This is a genomic window from Pseudomonas sp. JZ114 (assembly GCF_051027705.1).
Lineage (GTDB): Bacteria > Pseudomonadota > Gammaproteobacteria > Pseudomonadales > Pseudomonadaceae > Chryseomonas > Chryseomonas luteola.
Genome location: NZ_CP069256.1, coordinates 2593586 through 2613681 on the forward strand (window position 1 = coordinate 2593586; position 20096 = coordinate 2613681).

The window sequence follows — 20096 nt, forward strand, 5'->3', positions numbered from 1 at the left end:
CTTTTTCCTGAATACTTCTGCATATGCATACGCCCTCTTCAACACGCGTCATTGTCGGCATGTCAGGCGGAGTGGACTCCTCTGTTTCAGCGCTGCTCCTGAAGGAACAGGGATACCAGGTCGAAGGCCTCTTCATGAAAAACTGGGAAGAGGATGACGGCACTGAATACTGTACAGCCAAAGAAGACCTAGCTGACGCCCAGGCAGTGTGCGACCGGCTTGGTATCAAGCTGCACACGGCCAACTTCGCAGCCGAATATTGGGATAACGTCTTCGAACACTTCCTGGAAGAGTACAAGGCAGGCCGAACGCCCAATCCAGACATCCTGTGTAACCGGGAAATTAAGTTCAAGGCATTTCTTGACTACGCCTTAGTGCTGGGGGGCGATCTTATCGCCACGGGTCATTATGTTCGCCGTCGGGACGAAAACGACCAGACCCAGCTATTAAAAGGCCTGGATCCCAACAAGGACCAGAGCTATTTCCTCCACGCGGTGGGTGGCGAACAGCTGGCCAAGACATTGTTCCCCGTAGGCGAACTGGAAAAGCCCGAAGTTCGCGCGATTGCCGAAAAATACGGACTGGCCACAGCACGAAAAAAAGACTCTACCGGTATCTGCTTTATCGGCGAGCGCCGCTTTGCCGATTTCCTCAAGCAGTACCTGCCCGCTCAGCCCGGCAATATCGAAACCACCGAAGGCAAGATCATCGGCAAACATCATGGGCTGATGTATCACACCATTGGTCAGCGGCAGGGGCTGGGCATCGGTGGCATGAAGGATTCCGGAGATGACCCATGGTACGTCCTGAGCAAAGACCTGAAGCGTAACGTTCTGATCGTTGGTCAGGGTAACGAACACCCCTGGCTGTATTCTCAGGCGTTGACCGTCAACACTATTTACTGGGTCAACCCGGTCGATTTGACGTCCCCTCTCAAGCTGAAAGCCAAAGTACGGTATCGCCAGCAGGATCAGGCCTGCCGCCTTGAAAGAACAGCCACCGGTTATCGTGCTGTCTTTGAAGCGCCACAAAGGGCTGTCACCCCAGGTCAATCTGTCGTTTTCTATGATGGAGAGATTTGCCTGGGCGGTGGTGTTATCGAAGACGCTGAGCCTGCATATAGGGAGAGCCCTGCAGCATGACGTCGATACATGAGCAACTGGTAGCACTGGGTGCTGTCTTCGAGGCCGCGTTTCTAGTCGATCGCCTGGCCAAGACGGGACAGATCAGCGAGGCGCCACTGGCCTGCATGTTGGGCAGCCTGCTGGTTACAAACCCACAAACCACGCTTGAGGTCTATGGCGGGGACAGTATCGACCTGCGCGATGGCATGAGGGCGTTGTCCAGCGCCTTGGAGCGCAACCCCTCAAGCCTGCAGCGAGAGCCTCTTAAATACGCCTTGTCGATGATTGCTCTGGAACGACGGCTAGACCGGCGCGAAGATATGCTGGAACTGATTGGCAAGCGCCTTGATCAGGTGCAGCAGCAGGTTCAACACTTTGGTTTGACGCATGAAAACGTCATTGCCAGCTTTGGCAGTATCTATGAAGACACACTGAGTACATTTCGCCAGCGTATTCAGGTGCATGGCGAGATGCGTTACCTACAGATACCAGCCAACGCTGCCAAGGTTAGAGCATTGCTATTGGCCGGCATTCGTTCTGCCCGTCTCTGGCGACAACTCGGCGGACACCGCTGGCAGATGGTCTTTAGTCGACGCAAGATGCTTGATGAGCTCTATCCTCTCCTAAACAGCTGATCAGCCATCTCGCTCGCGCTCAGCCAAACATGGCGCTTTGGTGTATGCTATCGCGCCTTTTTCCTCTCATTGACTGTCGAGAATGCCCCATGCAGCTTTCCTCGCTTACCGCGGTTTCGCCTATTGACGGCCGCTATGCCAGCAAAACCCAAGCCCTGCGCCCGATTTTCAGCGAATACGGTCTGATCCGTTTCCGCGCCATGGTTGAAGTTCGCTGGCTCCAGCGTCTGGCCTCGCATGATGCCATCCCCGAAGTAGCACCTTTCTCCACGCAGGCCAATGAGATTCTGGAAAAGCTGGTAACCAGTTTTAGCCTGGAGCAGGCAGAACGGGTAAAGGAAATCGAGCGCACGACCAACCACGACGTCAAGGCTATTGAGTATCTGCTGAAAGAGCAGGCTGCAGCACTGCCTGAGCTCAATGCCGTCAGCGAATTCATCCACTTCGCCTGCACATCAGAAGATATCAATAACCTTTCTCATGCACTCATGCTTCGCGAAGGTCGTGATACCGTTCTATTACCACTGATGCGTAACATTTCGGGCGCCATCCGCGAGCTGGCACACCGTTTTGCCGACGTCCCGATGCTGTCGCGCACTCACGGACAGCCAGCCTCCCCTACTACACTGGGTAAGGAACTGGCCAACGTGGTGTATCGCCTGGATCGCCAGATCAAGCAGATTGCTGGTATCGAGCTGCTTGGCAAGATCAACGGCGCCGTAGGTAACTACAACGCACACCTGTCGGCCTATTCCCAAATCAATTGGGAGGCGAACGCACAAGCCTTCGTCGAGAATGACCTGGGTCTTACCTGGAACCCCTACACTACGCAAATCGAGCCGCATGACTATATTGCGGAACTGTTCGATGCCATTGCTCGCTTCAACACCATCCTGATCGATTTTGATCGGGATATCTGGGGCTATATTTCGCTAGGCTACTTCAAGCAGAAAACCGTTGCGGGCGAAATCGGTTCTTCGACCATGCCACATAAGGTCAATCCGATCGACTTCGAGAACTCCGAAGGCAACCTTGGTATTGCCAATGCGCTTCTGCAGCACCTTGCCAGCAAGTTGCCTATCTCTCGCTGGCAGCGCGACCTGACCGACTCGACGGTGCTTCGTAATCTGGGTGTCGGCTTCGCCCATAGTGTTATTGCCTATGAAGCCACGCTCAAGGGCATCAGCAAGCTGGAGCTGAATGCGCAGCGTATCGCTGACGATCTGGACAACTGCTGGGAAGTCTTGGCCGAGCCGGTTCAAACCGTCATGCGTCGTTACGGCGTAGCTAATCCGTATGAAAAGCTCAAGGAATTGACCCGCGGCAAAGGCATCAGCGCCGAAGCCCTGCAAACTTTTATTGAAGGGTTGGACATTCCTGCAGAGGCCAAGGCAGAACTCAAGGCGCTGACGCCTGCCAACTATATTGGTAATGCTATAGAGCAAGCCAAGCGTATTTGAATACCGAGCCTATTCTTATGCCCGGCTGCGCCGGGCTTTTTTATTTCAGAGACAGACATGAACGCAGACACTCCTTTGCAACTGTTGGGCGGCCTGACGGCTCGAGAATTCCTGCGCGACTATTGGCAGCGCAAACCCCTGTTGATCCGTCAGGCCATCCCGGATTTCGAAACACCGCTATCCCCTGACGAACTGGCTGGCCTCGCCCTTGAGGAAGAAGTTGAATCACGCATCATCGCGCCCGGAGAACAAGGCCTATGGCAGCTACGCCAAGGTCCCTTCAAGGAAGAAGACTTTTCTACCCTGCCTGAGCGTGAGTGGACACTGCTCGTTCAAGCGGTTGACCAGTTCGTTCCTGAAGTAGCCGAATTGGTCGAGCCATTCAAATTCCTGCCAAGCTGGCGCATCGACGACGTCATGATCAGCTATGCAGCACCAGGCGGCGGCGTTGGTCCCCACTACGACAACTACGATGTATTCCTTTTGCAAGGTTATGGTCGACGTCGCTGGAAGATCGGTCAGCGTTGCACCAGTGAAAGTCCTTTACAGGACAACCCGGACATCAAGATCCTGGCGGAATTTGAGCAGACCGATGAATGGGTGTTGGAACCCGGCGACATGTTGTATCTACCCCCTCAGCTTGCCCATGATGGCATTGCCGAGGATGAGTGCATGACCTATTCGATAGGTTTTCGCGCACCCAGTACCTCAGAGGTCTTGACGCACTTCACCGACTTTTTGACTCAGTTCATTCCGGAAGAAGAGCGCTATAGTGATGCAGGCACTGAACCTGTGCAGGCAGCAGACTCTGGCCAGATCAAGCAAGACGCTGTAGATCGCCTTAAAGCCCTTATACAAGAACACATCAATGATGAGCGGATGCTATTGGCCTGGTTTGGCCAATACATGACCGAGCCACGCTACCCTGAGCTGATCAGCGGCGAGTCTCTTCTAGAAGGTGATCTGGTCCAAGCTCTGGAAGATGGCGCCTGCCTTATACGCAACCCCAGCGCACGACTGGCCTGGTCACAAATGGGCGACGATGTGATGATTTTCGCGAGCGGTCAAAGCAGATTACTTTCCGGCCACCTTCAACCCTTGCTTGCGCTGGTATGCTCAGCTGACGCATTGCATCAAGAAAACCTGGGCAACTGGCTAAAGGATGAAGCCGGCCGGGAACTGATACGCGAACTCATTGAACAAGGCAGCCTGGTATTTGCTGATGAGTGATCTCTCTATCCGCGTCGCAGACTGGAAGCGTGACAACGAGGCCCTGAGACATATACGAGAAACCGTATTTGTCCAAGAGCAGGCTGTACCGCCAGAAATGGAATGGGACTCGGAAGATGAGCATGCCATACACTTTCTGGCTCAAGAGGGTCTTTATCCAGTAGGCACTGCTCGCCTACTGGAGGATGGCCGCATAGGTCGCGTTGCGGTTTTACGCGATTGGCGGGGCCTCAATGTTGGCTCAACCATCATGCATGCAGTGATATCCGAGGCCGAGCGACGCGGATTACATCGTCAGGTTTTGAGCGCACAAATCCAGGCCATTCCGTTTTATCAGCGCTTGGGGTTTACTGTCACCAGTGATGAATATCTGGAGGCGGGTATCGCCCATGTCGACATGACCAGACACTCTACGCTGGAGCAAACAGAGACCGTAGCAGCCGATGAAAAGCGTGAGATGCGCTTCGAGACTCCTGATGCTGCTGCTCTCCATATCGTTGAATTGCTTTCCCAGGCACGACGCAGCATCTGTATCTATAGTCCAGACTTTGAACCACAGCTATACAACCGCAGCGATGTAGAGCACGCCATTACACGTTTTTTACTGGCGCACCCTCGCAATCGCCTGCGTGTACTGCTCAAGGACTCAGGCCAAGCTGTACGTCAGAGCCATCGACTCATCAATCTGGCACGACGCCTGACCAGTAACTTTTTAATTCGCAGGCGCTCGCCTGATTATCCGGCAGACGACACCGCTTACGTACTGATAGACGATCAGGGCCTGGTGATTCGCAACAACCCACAGCTATATACCGGTACGGCCTATTACAACGCGAGAGCCACTGTTCGCTTGCAACAGAGCCGATTCGACAGCATCTGGCAAACCAGCCAATCGGACCCTAACGTGAGAAGCATGGTGTTATGAAGCCCTATCGCGCGTACTTGGCCTTATTTCTGTCCATGCTGATGACTGCTTTCGCAGCACAGGCGGCACCTCGTACTGAAGTGATTCCCCTTAATTACAGAACCGCCGATGAACTGCTGCCTATCGTGCAATCCACTTTGGGCTCAGAAGGCAAAGTCAGTACCTATGGCAATCAACTCATCGTTAATGCTGAGTCGAACAAAATCACTGAAATCAAAAGCCTGTTATCTCAATTGGATACAGAGCCGCATCGCCTTTTGATTACTGTCGATACACGCGATGCAGATGAGGGCGATGAGCAGGGTTACTCGGTTAACGGACGACTGGGTAATCATCCAGACACGCAGGTTCGCATCATCAGTAACAGCACCGGCACACAGCAAGACGGCACACAGCAGGTACAGGCAACGGAAGGCTCCCCTGCCTTGGTCAAGATTGGTCAAAGCGTGCCTATTTCCACCACTGAAATCGACCCTTACGGTCGCCCTTATACCCGTACTGAGTATCGCGATCTCAACCGTGGCTTTTACGTTACTGCCAGCCTTACAGGCAATCTTGTACATTTGACAATAGATGGCGGCAACAACAGCCTGGACAGAAATCAGCCCAACACTATCAATACTCAATCCACCAGCACCCGCGTCAGCGGCCGGCTAGGTGAATGGATTACGCTGAGCGGTTTTTCACAGAATGCTTCACGCTCTGAAGACGGAATTCTGTATGAATATTCAACTCGGGGCAGTCAGGATACTCAACTCAGGGTTAAGGTAGACCTTCTCGAATAAAAAACACCCTGGCGTATCAACCTTCAAGACGCACATATCTCATTAGCGTCCATGCGCTGACTGCACTTCACAACACGCTTCATCTGACATATTCGAATCCAGGTGATATCAATAAGATACTACCTGGACCCTTCATATTAAAACGCTCAACTTACGCAGCTTATTTATAAAGAACAATACTTCTAGCAATTGGGAGTGAGCCTGCTACGCTAATAACAAGAGCGATTTGCACGTATAAAACCAACTAAATCACTCAATTATTAGAGCGTCCAAACAGCGAATTTAGTTGAGAATAAATCTTAATAAACAAAGATTTAATCCACTTTACTTGAATACGATTGACGGAAATCATTTAAACAAATCTTTTTTCGTCAAAAATTTTACACACGCGTTATTCAGGAATAGAATTCCACCGCCGCTTGCGACGTCATGTCGCAGGATGAGGCAGGATTTTTACTAGCAAAAACGATAAGGACCATGAGCATGCCTGATACGACCGGTCTTCTAGCTCACAATTGGAGCTTTGCGATTTTCCTTTTGGGTGTAGTCGGTCTTATAGGATTCATGCTCGGCGTTTCCAGCCTGCTAGGCAGCCGTGCTGTTGGCCGTAGTAAAAACGATCCCTTCGAGTCGGGTATCGTTCCTACCGGTGGAGCGCGACTGCGCCTCTCCGCTAAATTCTATCTGGTCGCGATGCTGTTCGTGATCTTTGACGTCGAAGCGCTCTTTCTCTTCGCATGGTCCGTATCCGTCCGTGAGTCAGGATGGGCTGGATTCATCGAAGTTACAGTTTTCATAGCAATTCTGTTGGCGGGTCTTGTTTACCTATGGCGGATCGGGGCGCTCGACTGGGCTCCTGAAGGCCGCCGTAAGCGGCAGGCGAAGCTAAAACAATGAGGCTTTGGCGATGCAATACAAACTTACCAGGATCGATCCCGATGCGGTCGTAGAACGCTATCCGGCCGGGACACGGGAAACCGTTTCCGATCCGACTGAAGGGCAAGTCCATAAGAACATCTTTATGGGCAAACTCGATGACGTCCTGCACAACACCGTCAACTGGGGGCGCAAGAACTCCCTCTGGCCTTACAACTTCGGTCTTTCGTGCTGCTATGTGGAAATGACCACAGCGTTTACCGCGCCGCACGATATCGCCCGCTTTGGTGCTGAAGTTATCCGGGCCTCACCGCGCCAAGCGGATTTCATGGTGGTGGCAGGTACCTGCTTTATAAAGATGGCTCCGGTCATTCAGCGTCTGTACGAACAGATGCTCGAACCCAAGTGGGTCATCTCAATGGGCGCCTGCGCTAATTCCGGTGGTATGTACGACGTGTACTCGGTAGTCCAGGGCGTGGACAAGTTCCTGCCTGTAGACGTCTATATTCCGGGCTGCCCTCCTCGCCCCGAGGCATTCCTCCAAGGCTTGATGCTCTTGCAGGACTCGATTGGCGAAGAGCGTCGTCCACTCTCATGGGTTGTTGGTGAGCAAGGTATTTATCGTGCCGAAATGCCAGCCCAACGAGAGCAGCGACGCGAACAGCGTATTCAGGTAACCAACCTGCGCAGCCCCGACGAAGTGTGAGCCCTCAGGCTCACACGTGACGTTGACCGATAGCGACGGATAATCATGACTGCAGACACTGTTCTGTCCGCACCCCTGCACGCTGCCCAAGATGAAGGCGTGGTGGGTGAACTCAAGGCACGCTTTAGCGCGGATGCGCTAACTGTTCAAACCACTCGTACGGGCATGCCCGTAGTGTGGGTGCCCCGTGAAAAGCTTAAAGAAGTACTGACCTACCTGCGTAACCTGCCGCGTCCGTACGTCATGCTGTACGACCTGCACGGCATGGATGAACGGCTGCGTACCCAGCGCCGCGGCCTGCCGCCGGCCGACTTCACTGTGTTCTATCAGTTGATGTCCATCGAGCGGAATAGCGATGTGATGATCAAGGTCGCGCTGTCGATGAACGACCTGACCTTGCCCACCGTGACTGATATCTGGCCGAACGCTAACTGGTACGAGCGTGAAGTCTGGGACATGTTCGGCATCCGGTTCGACGGCCATCCCCTGCTCAAGCGGATGCTGATGCCTGACAGCTGGCAAGGCCACCCGCTGCGCAAGGACTATCCAGCCCGCGCGACGGAATTCGACCCCTACGCCCTGAATGCGGCGAAGCAGGATCTGGAGCAGGAAACCCTGCGCTTCAAGCCTGAAGAATGGGGCATGAAGCAGCAGAGCGACACGTCTGACTTCATGTTCCTGAACCTGGGTCCGAACCACCCGTCCGCCCACGGTGCCTTCCGTATCATTCTTCAGCTGGACGGCGAAGAAATTGTCGACTGCGTTCCCGAGATCGGCTATCACCACCGCGCAGCCGAGAAAACTGGCGAACGTCAATCCTGGCACAGTTACATTCCTTATACCGACCGGGTTGACTACCTGGGCGGTGTCATGAACAACCTCCCCTACGTACTGGCCGTTGAAAAGCTTGCCGGAATTACAGTCCCTGCACGGGTTGAGGTGATTCGAATCATGATGTGTGAATACTTCCGCATCATGAGTCATCTCCTGTTCCTGGGTACCTATATTCAGGACGTGGGCGCCATGACCCCGGTCTTCTTCGCCTTTACGGATCGTCAGCGCGCCTACAAGGTGGTAGAAGCCATTACCGGCTTCCGGATGCACCCAGCATGGTTCCGTATTGGCGGTGTGGCCCATGACCTGCCTCGAGGATGGGACAAGCTGGTCAAGGAGTTCGTTGACTGGCTACCCAAACGTCTGGATGAATACGAAAAATCAGCCATTCGGAACAGTATCCTAAAAGGTCGTACCGTAGGTGTAGCCCATTACAACACTGAAGAGGCGTTGCGCTGGGGCGTAACCGGTCCGAACTTGAGAGCCACCGGCCTGAACTTCGACATGCGCAAGGCACGGCCTTATTCGGGTTATCAGAACTTCGAATTCGAAGTCCCTATCGCGCACAACGGCGATGCCTATGATCGTTGCCTGGTCCGTATCGAAGAGATGCGTCAGAGCCTGCGCATTATCGATCAGTGTCTGAAGAACATGCCTGAAGGCCCCTTCAAGGCAGACCATCCGCTGACGACGCCGCCGCCTAAAGAGCGCACGCTGCAACACATCGAGACCCTGATCACTCACTTCCTGCAAGTTTCCTGGGGACCGGTCATGCCGGCCAACGAATCCATGCAGATAATCGAGGCGACCAAAGGGTTGAACAGTTATTACCTGACGAGCGATGGCAGCACCATGAGCTACCGGACTCGCATTCGTACGCCCAGCTTCCCGCATCTGCAACAGATCCCCTCGGTGATCCGAGGCAGCATGGTGGCGGACCTGATCGCCTACCTGGGCAGTATCGATTTCGTCATGGCCGATGTGGACCGCTGATCATGAGTACACTGATTCAAACTGATCGTTTCGAGCTGAGTGAAACCGAACGCTCTGCCATCGAACATGAAATGCATCACTACGAGGATGCCCGTGCGGCATCTATCGAAGCACTGAAAATCGTTCAAACGGAACGTGGCTGGGTCCCGGATGGCGCTATCTATGCCATCGGTGAAATCCTCGGCATTCCTGCAAGCGATGTGGAAGGCGTAGCTACCTTCTATAGCCAGATTTTTCGTCAGCCCGTCGGCCGTCATATCATCCGCGTCTGCGACAGCATGGTCTGCTATATCGGTGGCCATGAATCCGTACTGGGACAGATCCAGGAGCAATTAGGTATCGGCCTGGGCCAGACGACCGCTGATGGTCGCTTTACCCTGCTCCCGACATGCTGCCTTGGCAACTGCGACAAAGCCCCTGCCCTGATGATCGATGAGGACACTTACGGCAATATCCAGCCGTCCGGTGTCGCCAAATTGCTGGAGGGTTATGTATGACGCTTACCTCCGTGGGTCCTGCGAACAAAATCGCTCGTACACCTGAAACTCACCCGCTTACCTGGCGTCTGCGTGACGATGCCGCGCCGGTCTGGCTTGAGGAATATACGTCCAAAGACGGCTATAGCGCTGCGCGCAAGGCGCTGGCTGACATGGCATCTACGGATATCGTTCAGACTGTCAAGGACTCGGGCCTCAAGGGCCGCGGTGGTGCGGGTTTCCCGACTGGCGTCAAATGGGGCCTGATGCCTGCTGATGAAAGTCTGAACATTCGTTATCTGCTGTGCAATGCTGACGAAATGGAACCTAACACCTGGAAGGACCGCCTGCTCATGGAGCAGCTGCCGCACCTCCTGGTAGAAGGCATGATCATCAGCGCACGGGCCTTGAAGGCCTACCGCGGTTATATCTTTCTTCGTGGTGAGTATGTCGATGCCGCACGCAACCTGAATCGCGCCATCGAGGAAGCCAAGGCCGCTGGCTACCTTGGCAAAAACATCTTTGGCAGTGGCTTTGACTTCGAGCTGTTTGTTCACACCGGTGCAGGCCGCTACATCTGCGGTGAAGAAACCGCCCTGATCAATTCGCTTGAAGGCCGCCGGGCCAACCCACGTTCCAAACCGCCTTTCCCTGCTGCTGTTGGCGTCTGGGGCAAGCCAACTTGCGTAAATAATGTCGAAACCCTGTGCAACGTGCCAGCCATCGTCGCCAATGGCGTCGATTGGTACAAATCATTGGCGCGCGAGGGAAGCGAAGACATGGGTACAAAACTCATGGGCTTCTCCGGCAAGGTCAAGAATCCCGGGGTGTGGGAGTTGCCGTTTGGCATACCCGCTCAAGAGCTATTCGAAGACTATGCTGGTGGTATGCGCGAAGGCTATACCCTGAAGGCCTGGCAGCCAGGTGGTGCAGGCACGGGCTTTCTGCTGCCGGAGCATCTTTCGGCACCTATGTTTGCTGGCGGTATCGCCAAAGTGGGTACCCGTATGGGTACCGGCCTCGCCATGGCGGTAGACCATACCGTTAATATGGTTTCGCTGCTGCGCAACATGGAAGAGTTCTTTGCCCGTGAGTCCTGTGGCTGGTGTACGCCCTGCCGCGACGGTCTGCCATGGAGCGTCAAGCTCTTGCGCGCGCTGGAAAAAGGCGAAGGTCAAAGCGGCGATATCGAGACGCTACTGCAGCTATGCACCTTCCTTGGCCCAGGCAAAACGTTCTGTGCTCATGCCCCTGGTGCGGTCGAGCCACTGGCCAGCGCAATCAAGTATTTCCGCAGCGAATTCGAGGCGGGCGTGAAGAAGGCTCCCAGCGAGCCCCAGCCTTCCGTTGTAGAAACAGTCATTTGATTTGTGTGCCGGCTCGCTGAGCTGGCCACTGTCGCCGCCTGAACGCATGTGTAAAGACGGCGACACCGTGATTCCAATAGCCACGCCGCGGTAAGGCTATGGAGAGGCTAAAGCCTGTCCAGGTCCCCCGGCAAACGAAGACTGAAGAACCATGGCCACTATCCACGTAGACGGCAAAGAGTACGAAGTCGACGGTGCGGACAACCTCCTGGAGGCTTGCCTGTCCCTCGGTCTCGATATTCCCTATTTCTGCTGGCACCCGGCGCTCGGTAGCGTCGGTGCCTGCCGACAGTGTGCGGTCAAGCAGTTTGCTGATGAGAACGACACCCGTGGTCGCCTCGTCATGTCCTGCATGACGCCTTCGACGGACAAGACCTATATATCCATTGATGACCAGGAAGCCAAAGACTTCCGCAGTAGTGTCATTGAATGGCTGATGACCAACCATCCGCACGACTGCCCGGTTTGTGAGGAAGGCGGTCATTGCCACTTGCAAGACATGACCGTGATGACAGGTCATAACAAGCGCCGTTATCGCTTCACCAAGCGCACCCACCAGAACCAGGACCTGGGCCCGTTCATTTCCCATGAGATGAACCGCTGTATCGCCTGCTACCGCTGCGTGCGCTATTACAAGGATTACGCGGGCGGCACTGATCTGGGCGTTTATGGCGCCCACGACAATGTGTATTTTGGCCGCGTCGAGGAAGGCACGCTGGAAAGCGAGTTTTCCGGAAACCTAACTGAAGTCTGCCCAACCGGCGTCTTTACCGATAAGACCCACTCCGAGCGCTACAACCGCAAGTGGGACATGCAGTTTGCACCAAGCATCTGTCATGGCTGCTCGTCTGGTTGCAACATCAGCCCCGGTGAGCGCTATGGCGAGCTTCGTCGTATCGAGAACCGTTACAACGGCTCGGTTAACCATTATTTCCTGTGCGACCGTGGCCGCTTCGGGTATGGCTATGTGAACCGCAAGGATCGCCCTCGCCAGGCGCTGCTGCGTAACGGCTCGCTCAACGCAGGGGTAGATGCTGCACTGGATAAGGCTGCCGAGCTATTGCGTGGGCGCAGGGTAATCGGTATCGGCTCTCCCCGTGCCAGCCTGGAAAGCAACTATGCACTACGTGAACTGGTAGGTGCAGAAAACTATTACAGCGGCATGGCCAAGCATGAGCTTGAACATGTCCGCCTTGTATTGGATGTCTTGCGTAACAGCCCTCTTCCTGTACCCACCATCCGCGACATCGAGCACCATGACGCTGTGCTGGTGCTAGGCGAAGACCTGACCCAGACCGCAGCCCGTGTCGCCCTGGCAGTCCGTCAGGCAGCCAAAGGCAAGGCAACCGATATTGCAGCGGCAGCTCGTATTCCTGAGTGGCACAAGGCGGCTGTCCAGACCATCGGGCAGTCCAGCAAAAACCCCGTGTTTCTGGCCAGCCTGGCTGAGACACGTCTGGATGACATCGCTGCGCAGACTATCCACGGTGCGCCGGAAGATCTGGCTCGCTTCGGCTTTGCACTGGCCAACGCTCTCGACGCTTCCGCTCCGGCAGTAGAAGGTCTGAGCGATGAAGTAGCGCAGCAGGTCAAGTTGGTGGCCGACACCCTGCTCAATGCCAAGCGTCCGCTCATTATCTCGGGTACTTCACTGGGATCACGCGCGCTGATCGAGGCTGCTGCCAACATTGCCAAGGCACTGGCGCTGAAGGAAAAGAACGGCTCGCTGAGCCTTGTCGTTCCCGAAGCCAACAGCATGGGCCTGGCCATTTTTGGCGGCGAGTCGGTAGATGATGCGTTCGACGCGCTGACAGCGGGTAAAGCCGACGCGCTGGTCGTGCTGGAAAACGACCTGTTCCGTCGCGCCGACTCTGCACGCGTAGAAGAAGCACTCAAGGCAGCCAAAACGTTGATCGTACTGGACCATCAGCGTACAGCTACGGCAGAGCGTGCCGACCTGATCCTGCCAGCCGCAAGCTTTGCGGAAGGTGATGGCACCCTGGTAAGCCAGGAGGGCCGTGCCCAGCGTTTCTTCCAGGTGTACGAGCCTACTTATTACGATCCGAGCAGTCTGATTCGTGAAGGCTGGCGTTGGCTACATGCACTGCATAGCACCTTGCAGGGCAAGGCCGTGGACTGGACGCAGCTGGACCAGGTTACTGAAGCCTGTGCAGCAAGCCATCCAAGCCTGGCTGGCATTCGGGATGCAGCGCCCAGCGCGTCCTTCCGTATCAAGGGCCAGAAGCTTTCCCGTGAGCCTCACCGTTACAGCGGTCGTACTGCAATGCGCGCCAATATCAGCGTTCACGAGCCGCGTACGCCACAGGATATAGACTCTGCCTTCGCCTTCTCCATGGAAGGCTATTACGGCAGCGCCGAACCCCGTCAGCAGATCGCATTTGCCTGGTCTCCTGGCTGGAACTCGCCGCAAGCCTGGAACAAGTTCCAGGACGAGGTAGGCGGACATCTGCGTGCGGGCGATCCTGGTATTCGTCTGATTGAGTCTTCTGGCGATCGCCTGAGCTGGTTCAACGCCATTCCGGCAGCCTATTCCGCTCAGGCGAACCAGTGGAAAGCCGTACCGATCCATCATTTGTTCGGCAGTGAAGAGACCTCGGCTCGCTCGGAGACTTTCCAGGAGCGTATCCCCGAAGTTTACGTCGCGCTTGCAAAAGCTGATGCAGACCGTCTGGGCGTCAATCCTGGTGCCAAGGTCAGCGTTACGGTTGCTGGTCAGGCGCTGAGCCTGCCGCTGATGGTCAAACCTGGTCTGGCTGCTGGCTTGATCGGCTTGCCGGTGGGGTTTGAAGGCATCCCAGCCCGCCTGGCGGGTCTTACCATCGATCGCGTCCAGGAGGCTGCGCAATGAGTTGGTTAACCCCTTCCGTCATCGCCATTATCCTGGCCGTCGTGAAGGCCATCGTGATCCTGTTGGCCGTCGTTATCTGCGGCGCGCTGCTTAGCTGGGTCGAGCGCCGTCTGCTTGGCCTTTGGCAGGATCGTCACGGGCCAAACCGTGTCGGTCCTTTCGGTGCCTTCCAGCTGGGCGCCGACATGATCAAGATGTTCTTCAAGGAAGACTGGACGCCACCGTTCGCGGACAAGACGACGTTCATGCTGGCACCCGTCATTGCGATGAGCGCCTTGCTGATCGCGTTTGCCGTGGTACCGATCACACCTACCTGGGGTGTGGCGGACCTGAACATTGGTCTTCTATTCTTCTTTGCGATGGCTGGCCTTGCAGTCTATGCAGTGCTGTTCGCAGGCTGGTCTAGCAACAATAAGTTCGCCTTGCTGGGTAGCATGCGCGCTTCAGCCCAAACCGTCTCCTACGAGGTGTTCATGGGGCTTTCGCTCATGGGCGTCGTCGCGGTGACCGGCTCTTTCAACATGCGAGATATTGTTGAAGCGCAGCATCAGGGCTTGTGGTTCATCATCCCTCAGTTTTTCGGCTTTTGTACCTTCCTGATCGCAGGCGTTGCGGTGACTCACCGCCACCCCTTTGACCAGCCGGAGGCAGAACAGGAGCTGGCAGATGGTTACCACGTTGAATATGCCGGCATGAAGTGGGGCATGTTCTTCGTAGGCGAATACATTGGCATCGTGCTGGTGTCTGCCCTGCTCGTCACGCTGTTCTTTGGTGGCTGGCATGGTCCGCTGTTGCCACCTTTCATCTGGTTCGCCCTGAAGACTGCATTCTTCATCATGCTGTTCATTTTGCTGCGTGCGTCTATCCCACGTCCGCGCTATGACCAGGTGATGGCGTTCAGCTGGAAGGTGTGTCTGCCGCTGACCCTGATCAATCTGCTCGTTACCGGTGCGGTGGTTTTGTATAACGCCACCCCGGCCGTGGTTCACTGAGGAGAGCCGCCATGTTCAAAGAAATAGTCAATGTCGTGCATGGCACATGGACTCAGCTACGAAGCGTGCTGATGATCTTTTCCCATGCCTTTAGAAAGCGCGACACCCTGCAGTACCCCGAGGAGCCGGTTTATCTGCCGCCTCGTTATCGAGGCCGGATTGTCCTGACCCGTGATCCCGATGGGCAGGAGCGCTGCGTGGCGTGCAACCTGTGTGCGGTAGCGTGCCCGGTAGGCTGTATTTCCCTGCAGAAAACCGAAGCAGAAGACGGTCGCTGGTATCCGGAGTTCTTCCGTATCAACTTCTCCCGCTGCATTTTCTGCGGCATGTGTGAAGAGGCTTGTCCTACCACCGCTATCCAGCTGACACCGGACTTTGAGATGTGCGAGTACGAGCGTCAGAACCTGGTGTACGAGAAGGAGCATCTGCTCATCTCCGGACCCGGCAAGTACCCGGACTACAACTTCTATCGCGTCGCCGGTATGTCCATTGCGGGCAAACCTAAGGGTGCTGCGAAGAACGAGGCCGAGCCAATCAACGTCAAGAGCCTGCTGCCGTAAGGACGGAAAGATGGAATTTGCTTTCTATTTCGCTGCCGGTGTCGCCGTACTGGCCACGTTCAGGGTGATTACCAACCGTAATCCGGTACATGCCCTGCTCTACCTCATCATCTCGCTGCTAGCGGTCTCGATGACCTTCTTCAGCCTTGGCGCTCCATTCGCCGGTGCGCTTGAGGTCATCGTATACGCTGGCGCCATCATGGTGCTGTTCGTATTCGTCGTGATGATGCTCAACCTCGGCCCTGCCGTGGTTGAGCAGGAACGCAAGTGGTTAACGCCTGGCATCTGGGTTGGCCCTTCGATTCTTTCCATCGCGTTGCTGGTCGAGTTGCTGCTGGTGCTGGGCAGAATGCCCGGCGGTGCAAGCATCGGTCATACCACGGTTGATGCAAAAGCGGTTGGTATCAGCCTGTTCGGCCCCTATCTGCTAGCGGTCGAACTGGCGTCGATGCTGCTCCTGGCTGCGCTGGTTGCGGCCTATCACCTAGGCCGGCAACAAGACGTCAAAGGCGTCGGCGAGTAACTCGTTAAGGAATGGACCTATGAATGCGATACCTCTGGAACATGGTCTGGCACTTGCCGGCGCGTTGTTCGCCCTGGGTCTGGTTGGCCTGATGGTACGGCGCAACATCCTGTTCATATTGATGAGTCTGGAAATCATGATGAATGCTTCCGCCCTGGCTTTTGTGGTCGGTGGAAGCCGTTGGGGGCAACCGGATGGTCAAGTGATGTTCATTCTGGTACTGAGCCTTGCTGCTGCCGAGGCGAGTATTGGCTTGGCGATCCTGCTGCAACTGTATCGCCGTTTCCAAACCCTCGATGTCGATGCTGCCAGCGAGATGCGCGGATGAACCTGTTACCTCTTACCTTCGTCTTTCCCCTTATCGGGTTTGTGCTGCTGGCGTTTTCCCGTAGCCGCTGGTCCGAAAACCTATCTGCCCTGATTGGAGTAGGCTCGATCGGGCTATCTGCTCTTACAGCCGCCTGGGTTAGCTGGCAGTTCCTGTCCAGCCCGCCGCCTTCCGGCGCTGTCACCCAGGTGCTGTGGAACTGGATGACCGTTGATGGCTTTGCACCCAACATCGCGTTGTACCTGGATGGTCTCTCGGTAACCATGCTGTGTGTGGTCACCGGTGTAGGCTTTCTGATTCACCTGTTTGCCTCCTGGTACATGCGCGGTGAAGCAGGCTATGCACGCTTTTTTGCCTATACCAACCTGTTCGTGGCAAGCATGTTGTTCCTGGTACTGGGCGATAACCTGCTCTTCCTCTACTTTGGTTGGGAAGGTGTAGGCCTGTGCAGTTACCTACTGATCGGGTTCTACTACAGCGAACGTGCCAACGGTAACGCCGCACTCAAGGCCTTTATCGTAACCCGCGTGGGCGACGTGTTCATGGCCTTCGGTCTGTTTATCCTGTTCATGACACTGGGCACGCTGGATATCCAGGAACTGCTGACTCGTGCGCCAGATGTGTTCACGATGAACGATCCGCTGCTGATGCTGGCTACGCTGATGCTGCTGGGTGGTGCGGTAGGTAAATCTGCCCAGCTGCCTTTGCAAACCTGGCTGGCCGATGCGATGGCAGGCCCGACCCCAGTATCGGCGCTGATCCACGCAGCGACCATGGTGACTGCCGGCGTATACCTGATCGCCCGTTGTCATGGATTGTTCGAGCTGACGCCTTCGATTTTGCATCTAGTGGGTATCGTGGGTGCGGTTACGCTGGTACTGGCAGGCTTTGCTGCACTGGTACAAACCGACATCAAGCGTATCCTCGCGTACTCCACCATGAGCCAGATCGGCTACATGTTCCTGGCCCTGGGTGTAGGCGCCTGGAGCGGTGCGATCTTCCATCTGATGACCCATGCGTTCTTCAAGGCACTTCTGTTCCTTGCGTCCGGCTCTGTCATCCTGGCTTGTCATCACGAGCAGAACATCTTCAAGATGGGCGGTCTTTGGAAAAAGATTCCGCTGGCCTATGCAAGCTTCCTGGTTGGTGGCTCAGCGCTGGCAGCGCTACCGCTGATTACGGCTGGCTTCTACTCAAAAGACGAGATCCTCTGGGAAGCCTTTGCCAGTGGCCATCAGAATCTGCTGATTGCAGGCCTAATAGGTGCCTTCCTGACCTCGATCTACACCTTCCGCCTGATCTTTATCGTGTTCCACGGTGAAGCCAAGACTGAGGCCCATGGTGGTCATGGGATCGCACATCACTTGCCACTAATCGTACTGATCGTATTGTCCACCTTTATCGGCGCCTGGATCACACCACCGCTGGCGGGTGTACTGCCTCAGTCGGCTGGCCATGCAGGTGGCGAAGCCAAGCACAGTCTGGAAATTGCCTCAGGCGCCATTGCATTGGCCGGCATCCTGTTGGCGGCCCTGCTCTTCCTGGGCAAGCGTCGCTTTGTCAGTGCACTTGCCAAGAGTGCTCCGGGTCGATTCTTTGGTACCTGGTGGTATCACGCCTGGGGCTTCGACTGGCTCTACAACTGGATCTTCGTGAAGCCTTACCTGGCGATTACCCGACTGCTGCGTAGCGATCCGATCGACAAGGCGATCCTGATTGTCCCGATCCTCGCGCGTGCCGGTAACCTCACGCTGAGCCTTACAGAGAACGGCCGCCTGCGTTGGTATGCTGCCTCCATCGTGGGTGGTGCAGTGCTGCTTCTGGCCGCCCTGCTTCTGGCCTGACTTGAATCTACGAAAGGAATTGAGCCCGTCATGATTCTGCCTTGGCTAATCCTGATCCCCTTCATAGGCGGTCTGCTGTGCTGGCTGGGAGATCGCTCCGGCAATCTCCTGCCACGCTGGATTGCTTTATTAACCATGCTATTGGAGCTGGTGCTTGGCCTATGGGTCTGGTGGCACGGTGACTTCAGCCTGGCCCCCGCTCCGGGTAGCGAGCAGAACTGGACCGTTGAATTCCAGTATCCCTGGATTGAACGCTTTGGTATCAGCCTGCACTTCGCCATGGACGGCCTATCGCTGCTCATGGTGTTGCTGACCGGCCTGCTAGGCCTTCTGGCCGTCATCTGCTCCTGGCGCGAGATCCAGAAGCACGTTGGCTTCTTCCACCTGAACCTGCTATGGATTCTAGGTGGTGTGGTTGGTGTGTTCCTGGCTGTCGACCTGTTCCTGTTCTTCTTCTTCTGGGAGATGATGCTGGTGCCGATGTATTTCCTCATCGCACTCTGGGGTCATAGCTCTGCCGACGGCAAGAAGAGCCGAATTACCGCTGCTACCAAGTTCTTCATTTTCACCCAGGCCAGCGGCCTGATCATGCTGGTGGCCATCGTGGCCCTGGTGCTGGTGCACTATAGTGCAACCGGCGTGCTGACATTTGAATATGAAGACCTGCTGAAAACGCAGATGGATCCAACGACTGAATACCTGCTGATGCTGGGCTTCTTCATTGCCTTTGCCGTGAAGCTGCCTGCCGTGCCGGTTCACTCCTGGCTTCCCGATGCACACGCACAGGCACCAACAGCCGGTTCCGTAGACCTTGCCGGTATTCTGTTGAAAACAGCCGCTTACGGTCTTCTACGCTTTGCCGTACCGCTGTTTCCCAATGCCTCGGCCGAGTTTGCGCCCATTGCCATGTGGCTCGGGATCATCGGAATCTTCTACGGTGCGTTCCTGTCCTTCGCACAGACTGACATCAAGCGTCTTGTGGCCTATTCCAGCGTTTCGCACATGGGCTTCGTCTTAATCGGTATCTACTCCGGCAGCCAGCATGCACTGCAGGGTGTCGTGGTACAGATGATCGCCCATGGTCTTTCGGCAGCAGGCTTGTTCATTCTGTGCGGTCAGCTCTATGAGCGTCTGCATACACGCGACATGCGTGAGATGGGTGGACTCTGGGGTCGCCTCCCCTACCTGCCGGCCCTCAGCCTGTTCTTCGCTTCGGCGTCTCTGGGCCTGCCGGGTACCGGTAACTTCGTAGGCGAGTTCCTGATTCTAATGGGTGCGTTCCCGATGGTGCCGCTGACCGTTGTGATAGCTACATTCGGTCTGGTTGCGGCTTCGGTGTACTCATTGATCATGATCCACCGTGCGTACTTCGGTCCTGCGAAGTCTGAAGGGGAATTGCCGGGGCTCAATGCACGCGAGCTGTCCATGGTACTGCTTCTGGTCGGTCTGCTGATCCTCCTGGGTGTTTATCCGCAGCCCATTCTGGATACGTCGGCAGCCAGCATGAGTGGTGTACACCAGTGGCTGGGTACAGCTTTCTCTTCCATTGTTTCTGCCCGGTAGTAGCGC

The 20096-nt window shown here is 55.6% G+C and carries 17 protein-coding genes and 1 pseudogene; all 18 read left to right on the forward strand.

Annotated elements, in window-relative coordinates:
• Positions 1-23 precede the first annotated feature (23 nt).
• The 18 genes and pseudogenes from mnmA (at position 24) to nuoM (ending at position 20090) form a co-directional block, all read left to right on the forward strand.
• Positions 24-1142 (forward strand): tRNA 2-thiouridine(34) synthase MnmA, encoded by a 1119-nt coding sequence (gene mnmA, locus JQR90_RS12130; RefSeq protein WP_434140028.1) that lies wholly within the window; start codon positions 24-26, stop codon positions 1140-1142.
• Positions 1139-1759: a high frequency lysogenization protein HflD gene (gene hflD, locus JQR90_RS12135; RefSeq protein WP_125888303.1), complete on the forward strand. Its 621-nt coding sequence runs from the start codon at positions 1139-1141 to the stop codon at positions 1757-1759. Before mnmA ends, hflD begins: the two co-directional genes overlap by 4 nt.
• Before the next feature lie 89 nt (positions 1760-1848).
• On the forward strand, positions 1849-3219 hold the full coding sequence (purB, locus tag JQR90_RS12140; protein ID WP_074823921.1) for an adenylosuccinate lyase: 1371 nt from the start codon (positions 1849-1851) through the stop codon (positions 3217-3219).
• A gap of 57 nt (positions 3220-3276) precedes the next feature.
• Positions 3277-4449, forward strand: coding sequence for a JmjC domain-containing protein (locus JQR90_RS12145; RefSeq protein WP_434140029.1), 1173 nt, complete (start codon positions 3277-3279; stop codon positions 4447-4449).
• Positions 4442-4861 (forward strand): annotated as a pseudogene (locus JQR90_RS12150) (GNAT family N-acetyltransferase); the annotation flags it as partial. The gene JQR90_RS12145 and the pseudogene JQR90_RS12150, both read left to right, overlap by 8 nt.
• Before the next feature lie 509 nt (positions 4862-5370).
• Positions 5371-6159, forward strand: coding sequence for a secretin N-terminal domain-containing protein (locus tag JQR90_RS12155; RefSeq protein WP_019365792.1), 789 nt, complete (start codon positions 5371-5373; stop codon positions 6157-6159).
• 483 nt (positions 6160-6642) lie between these two features.
• On the forward strand, positions 6643-7056 hold the full coding sequence (locus tag JQR90_RS12160) for an NADH-quinone oxidoreductase subunit A (RefSeq protein ID WP_010794902.1): 414 nt from the start codon (positions 6643-6645) through the stop codon (positions 7054-7056).
• A 10-nt stretch (positions 7057-7066) separates the two neighbouring features.
• Positions 7067-7741 (forward strand): NuoB/complex I 20 kDa subunit family protein, encoded by a 675-nt coding sequence (locus JQR90_RS12165; protein WP_010794903.1) that lies wholly within the window; start codon positions 7067-7069, stop codon positions 7739-7741.
• 45 nt (positions 7742-7786) lie between these two features.
• The gene (gene nuoC, locus JQR90_RS12170) at positions 7787-9568 is read left to right on the forward strand and encodes an NADH-quinone oxidoreductase subunit C/D (RefSeq protein WP_010794904.1); all 1782 of its coding nucleotides are present in this window, start codon (positions 7787-7789) and stop codon (positions 9566-9568) included.
• Positions 9565-10065, forward strand: a complete 501-nt coding sequence (gene nuoE, locus JQR90_RS12175; protein WP_173869050.1) for an NADH-quinone oxidoreductase subunit NuoE — start codon at positions 9565-9567, stop codon at positions 10063-10065. Before nuoC ends, nuoE begins: the two co-directional genes overlap by 4 nt.
• Complete coding sequence (nuoF, locus tag JQR90_RS12180) at positions 10062-11411, forward strand: NADH-quinone oxidoreductase subunit NuoF (RefSeq protein ID WP_019365789.1); 1350 nt, start codon at positions 10062-10064, stop codon at positions 11409-11411. The genes nuoE and nuoF overlap by 4 nt, the downstream gene beginning before the upstream one ends.
• Positions 11412-11562: 151 nt before the next feature.
• Entirely contained in the window at positions 11563-14280 is a 2718-nt protein-coding gene (gene nuoG / locus JQR90_RS12185) for an NADH-quinone oxidoreductase subunit NuoG (RefSeq protein WP_074823906.1), read from the forward strand.
• The gene (gene nuoH / locus JQR90_RS12190; RefSeq protein ID WP_074823903.1) at positions 14277-15272 is read left to right on the forward strand and encodes an NADH-quinone oxidoreductase subunit NuoH; all 996 of its coding nucleotides are present in this window, start codon (positions 14277-14279) and stop codon (positions 15270-15272) included. Before nuoG ends, nuoH begins: the two co-directional genes overlap by 4 nt.
• 11 nt (positions 15273-15283) lie before the next feature.
• Entirely contained in the window at positions 15284-15832 is a 549-nt protein-coding gene (nuoI, locus tag JQR90_RS12195) for an NADH-quinone oxidoreductase subunit NuoI (RefSeq protein ID WP_010794909.1), read from the forward strand.
• 10 nt (positions 15833-15842) lie between these two features.
• A complete protein-coding gene (gene nuoJ / locus JQR90_RS12200) occupies positions 15843-16355 on the forward strand; it encodes an NADH-quinone oxidoreductase subunit J (RefSeq protein ID WP_010794910.1) in 513 nt (170 codons plus the stop codon).
• 19 nt (positions 16356-16374) lie between these two features.
• A complete protein-coding gene (nuoK, locus tag JQR90_RS12205) occupies positions 16375-16683 on the forward strand; it encodes an NADH-quinone oxidoreductase subunit NuoK (RefSeq protein WP_010794911.1) in 309 nt (102 codons plus the stop codon).
• Positions 16680-18527 carry an NADH-quinone oxidoreductase subunit L gene (gene nuoL / locus JQR90_RS12210; RefSeq protein WP_150347060.1) on the forward strand — a complete coding sequence of 616 codons (1848 nt, stop codon included), beginning with the start codon at positions 16680-16682 and terminating at the stop codon, positions 18525-18527. Before nuoK ends, nuoL begins: the two co-directional genes overlap by 4 nt.
• A 30-nt stretch (positions 18528-18557) precedes the next feature.
• Positions 18558-20090 carry an NADH-quinone oxidoreductase subunit M gene (gene nuoM, locus JQR90_RS12215; protein ID WP_150347059.1) on the forward strand — a complete coding sequence of 511 codons (1533 nt, stop codon included), beginning with the start codon at positions 18558-18560 and terminating at the stop codon, positions 20088-20090.
• The last annotated feature ends 6 nt before the right edge of the window (positions 20091-20096 follow it).

Bases quoted from the DNA above. Each gene is read 5' to 3' on its own strand.
- mnmA (WP_434140028.1), top strand. From the start codon at position 24: ATGCATACGCCCTCTTCAACACGCGTCATTGTCGGCATGTCAGGCGGA.
- hflD (WP_125888303.1), top strand. From the start codon at position 1,139: ATGACGTCGATACATGAGCAACTGGTAGCACTGGGTGCTGTCTTCGAG.
- purB (WP_074823921.1), top strand. From the start codon at position 1,849: ATGCAGCTTTCCTCGCTTACCGCGGTTTCGCCTATTGACGGCCGCTAT.
- JQR90_RS12145 (WP_434140029.1), top strand. From the start codon at position 3,277: ATGAACGCAGACACTCCTTTGCAACTGTTGGGCGGCCTGACGGCTCGA.
- JQR90_RS12155 (WP_019365792.1), top strand. From the start codon at position 5,371: ATGAAGCCCTATCGCGCGTACTTGGCCTTATTTCTGTCCATGCTGATG.
- JQR90_RS12160 (WP_010794902.1), top strand. From the start codon at position 6,643: ATGCCTGATACGACCGGTCTTCTAGCTCACAATTGGAGCTTTGCGATT.
- JQR90_RS12165 (WP_010794903.1), top strand. From the start codon at position 7,067: ATGCAATACAAACTTACCAGGATCGATCCCGATGCGGTCGTAGAACGC.
- nuoC (WP_010794904.1), top strand. From the start codon at position 7,787: ATGACTGCAGACACTGTTCTGTCCGCACCCCTGCACGCTGCCCAAGAT.
- nuoF (WP_019365789.1), top strand. From the start codon at position 10,062: ATGACGCTTACCTCCGTGGGTCCTGCGAACAAAATCGCTCGTACACCT.
- nuoG (WP_074823906.1), top strand. From the start codon at position 11,563: ATGGCCACTATCCACGTAGACGGCAAAGAGTACGAAGTCGACGGTGCG.
- nuoH (WP_074823903.1), top strand. From the start codon at position 14,277: ATGAGTTGGTTAACCCCTTCCGTCATCGCCATTATCCTGGCCGTCGTG.
- nuoI (WP_010794909.1), top strand. From the start codon at position 15,284: ATGTTCAAAGAAATAGTCAATGTCGTGCATGGCACATGGACTCAGCTA.
- nuoJ (WP_010794910.1), top strand. From the start codon at position 15,843: ATGGAATTTGCTTTCTATTTCGCTGCCGGTGTCGCCGTACTGGCCACG.
- nuoK (WP_010794911.1), top strand. From the start codon at position 16,375: ATGAATGCGATACCTCTGGAACATGGTCTGGCACTTGCCGGCGCGTTG.
- nuoL (WP_150347060.1), top strand. From the start codon at position 16,680: ATGAACCTGTTACCTCTTACCTTCGTCTTTCCCCTTATCGGGTTTGTG.
- nuoM (WP_150347059.1), top strand. From the start codon at position 18,558: ATGATTCTGCCTTGGCTAATCCTGATCCCCTTCATAGGCGGTCTGCTG.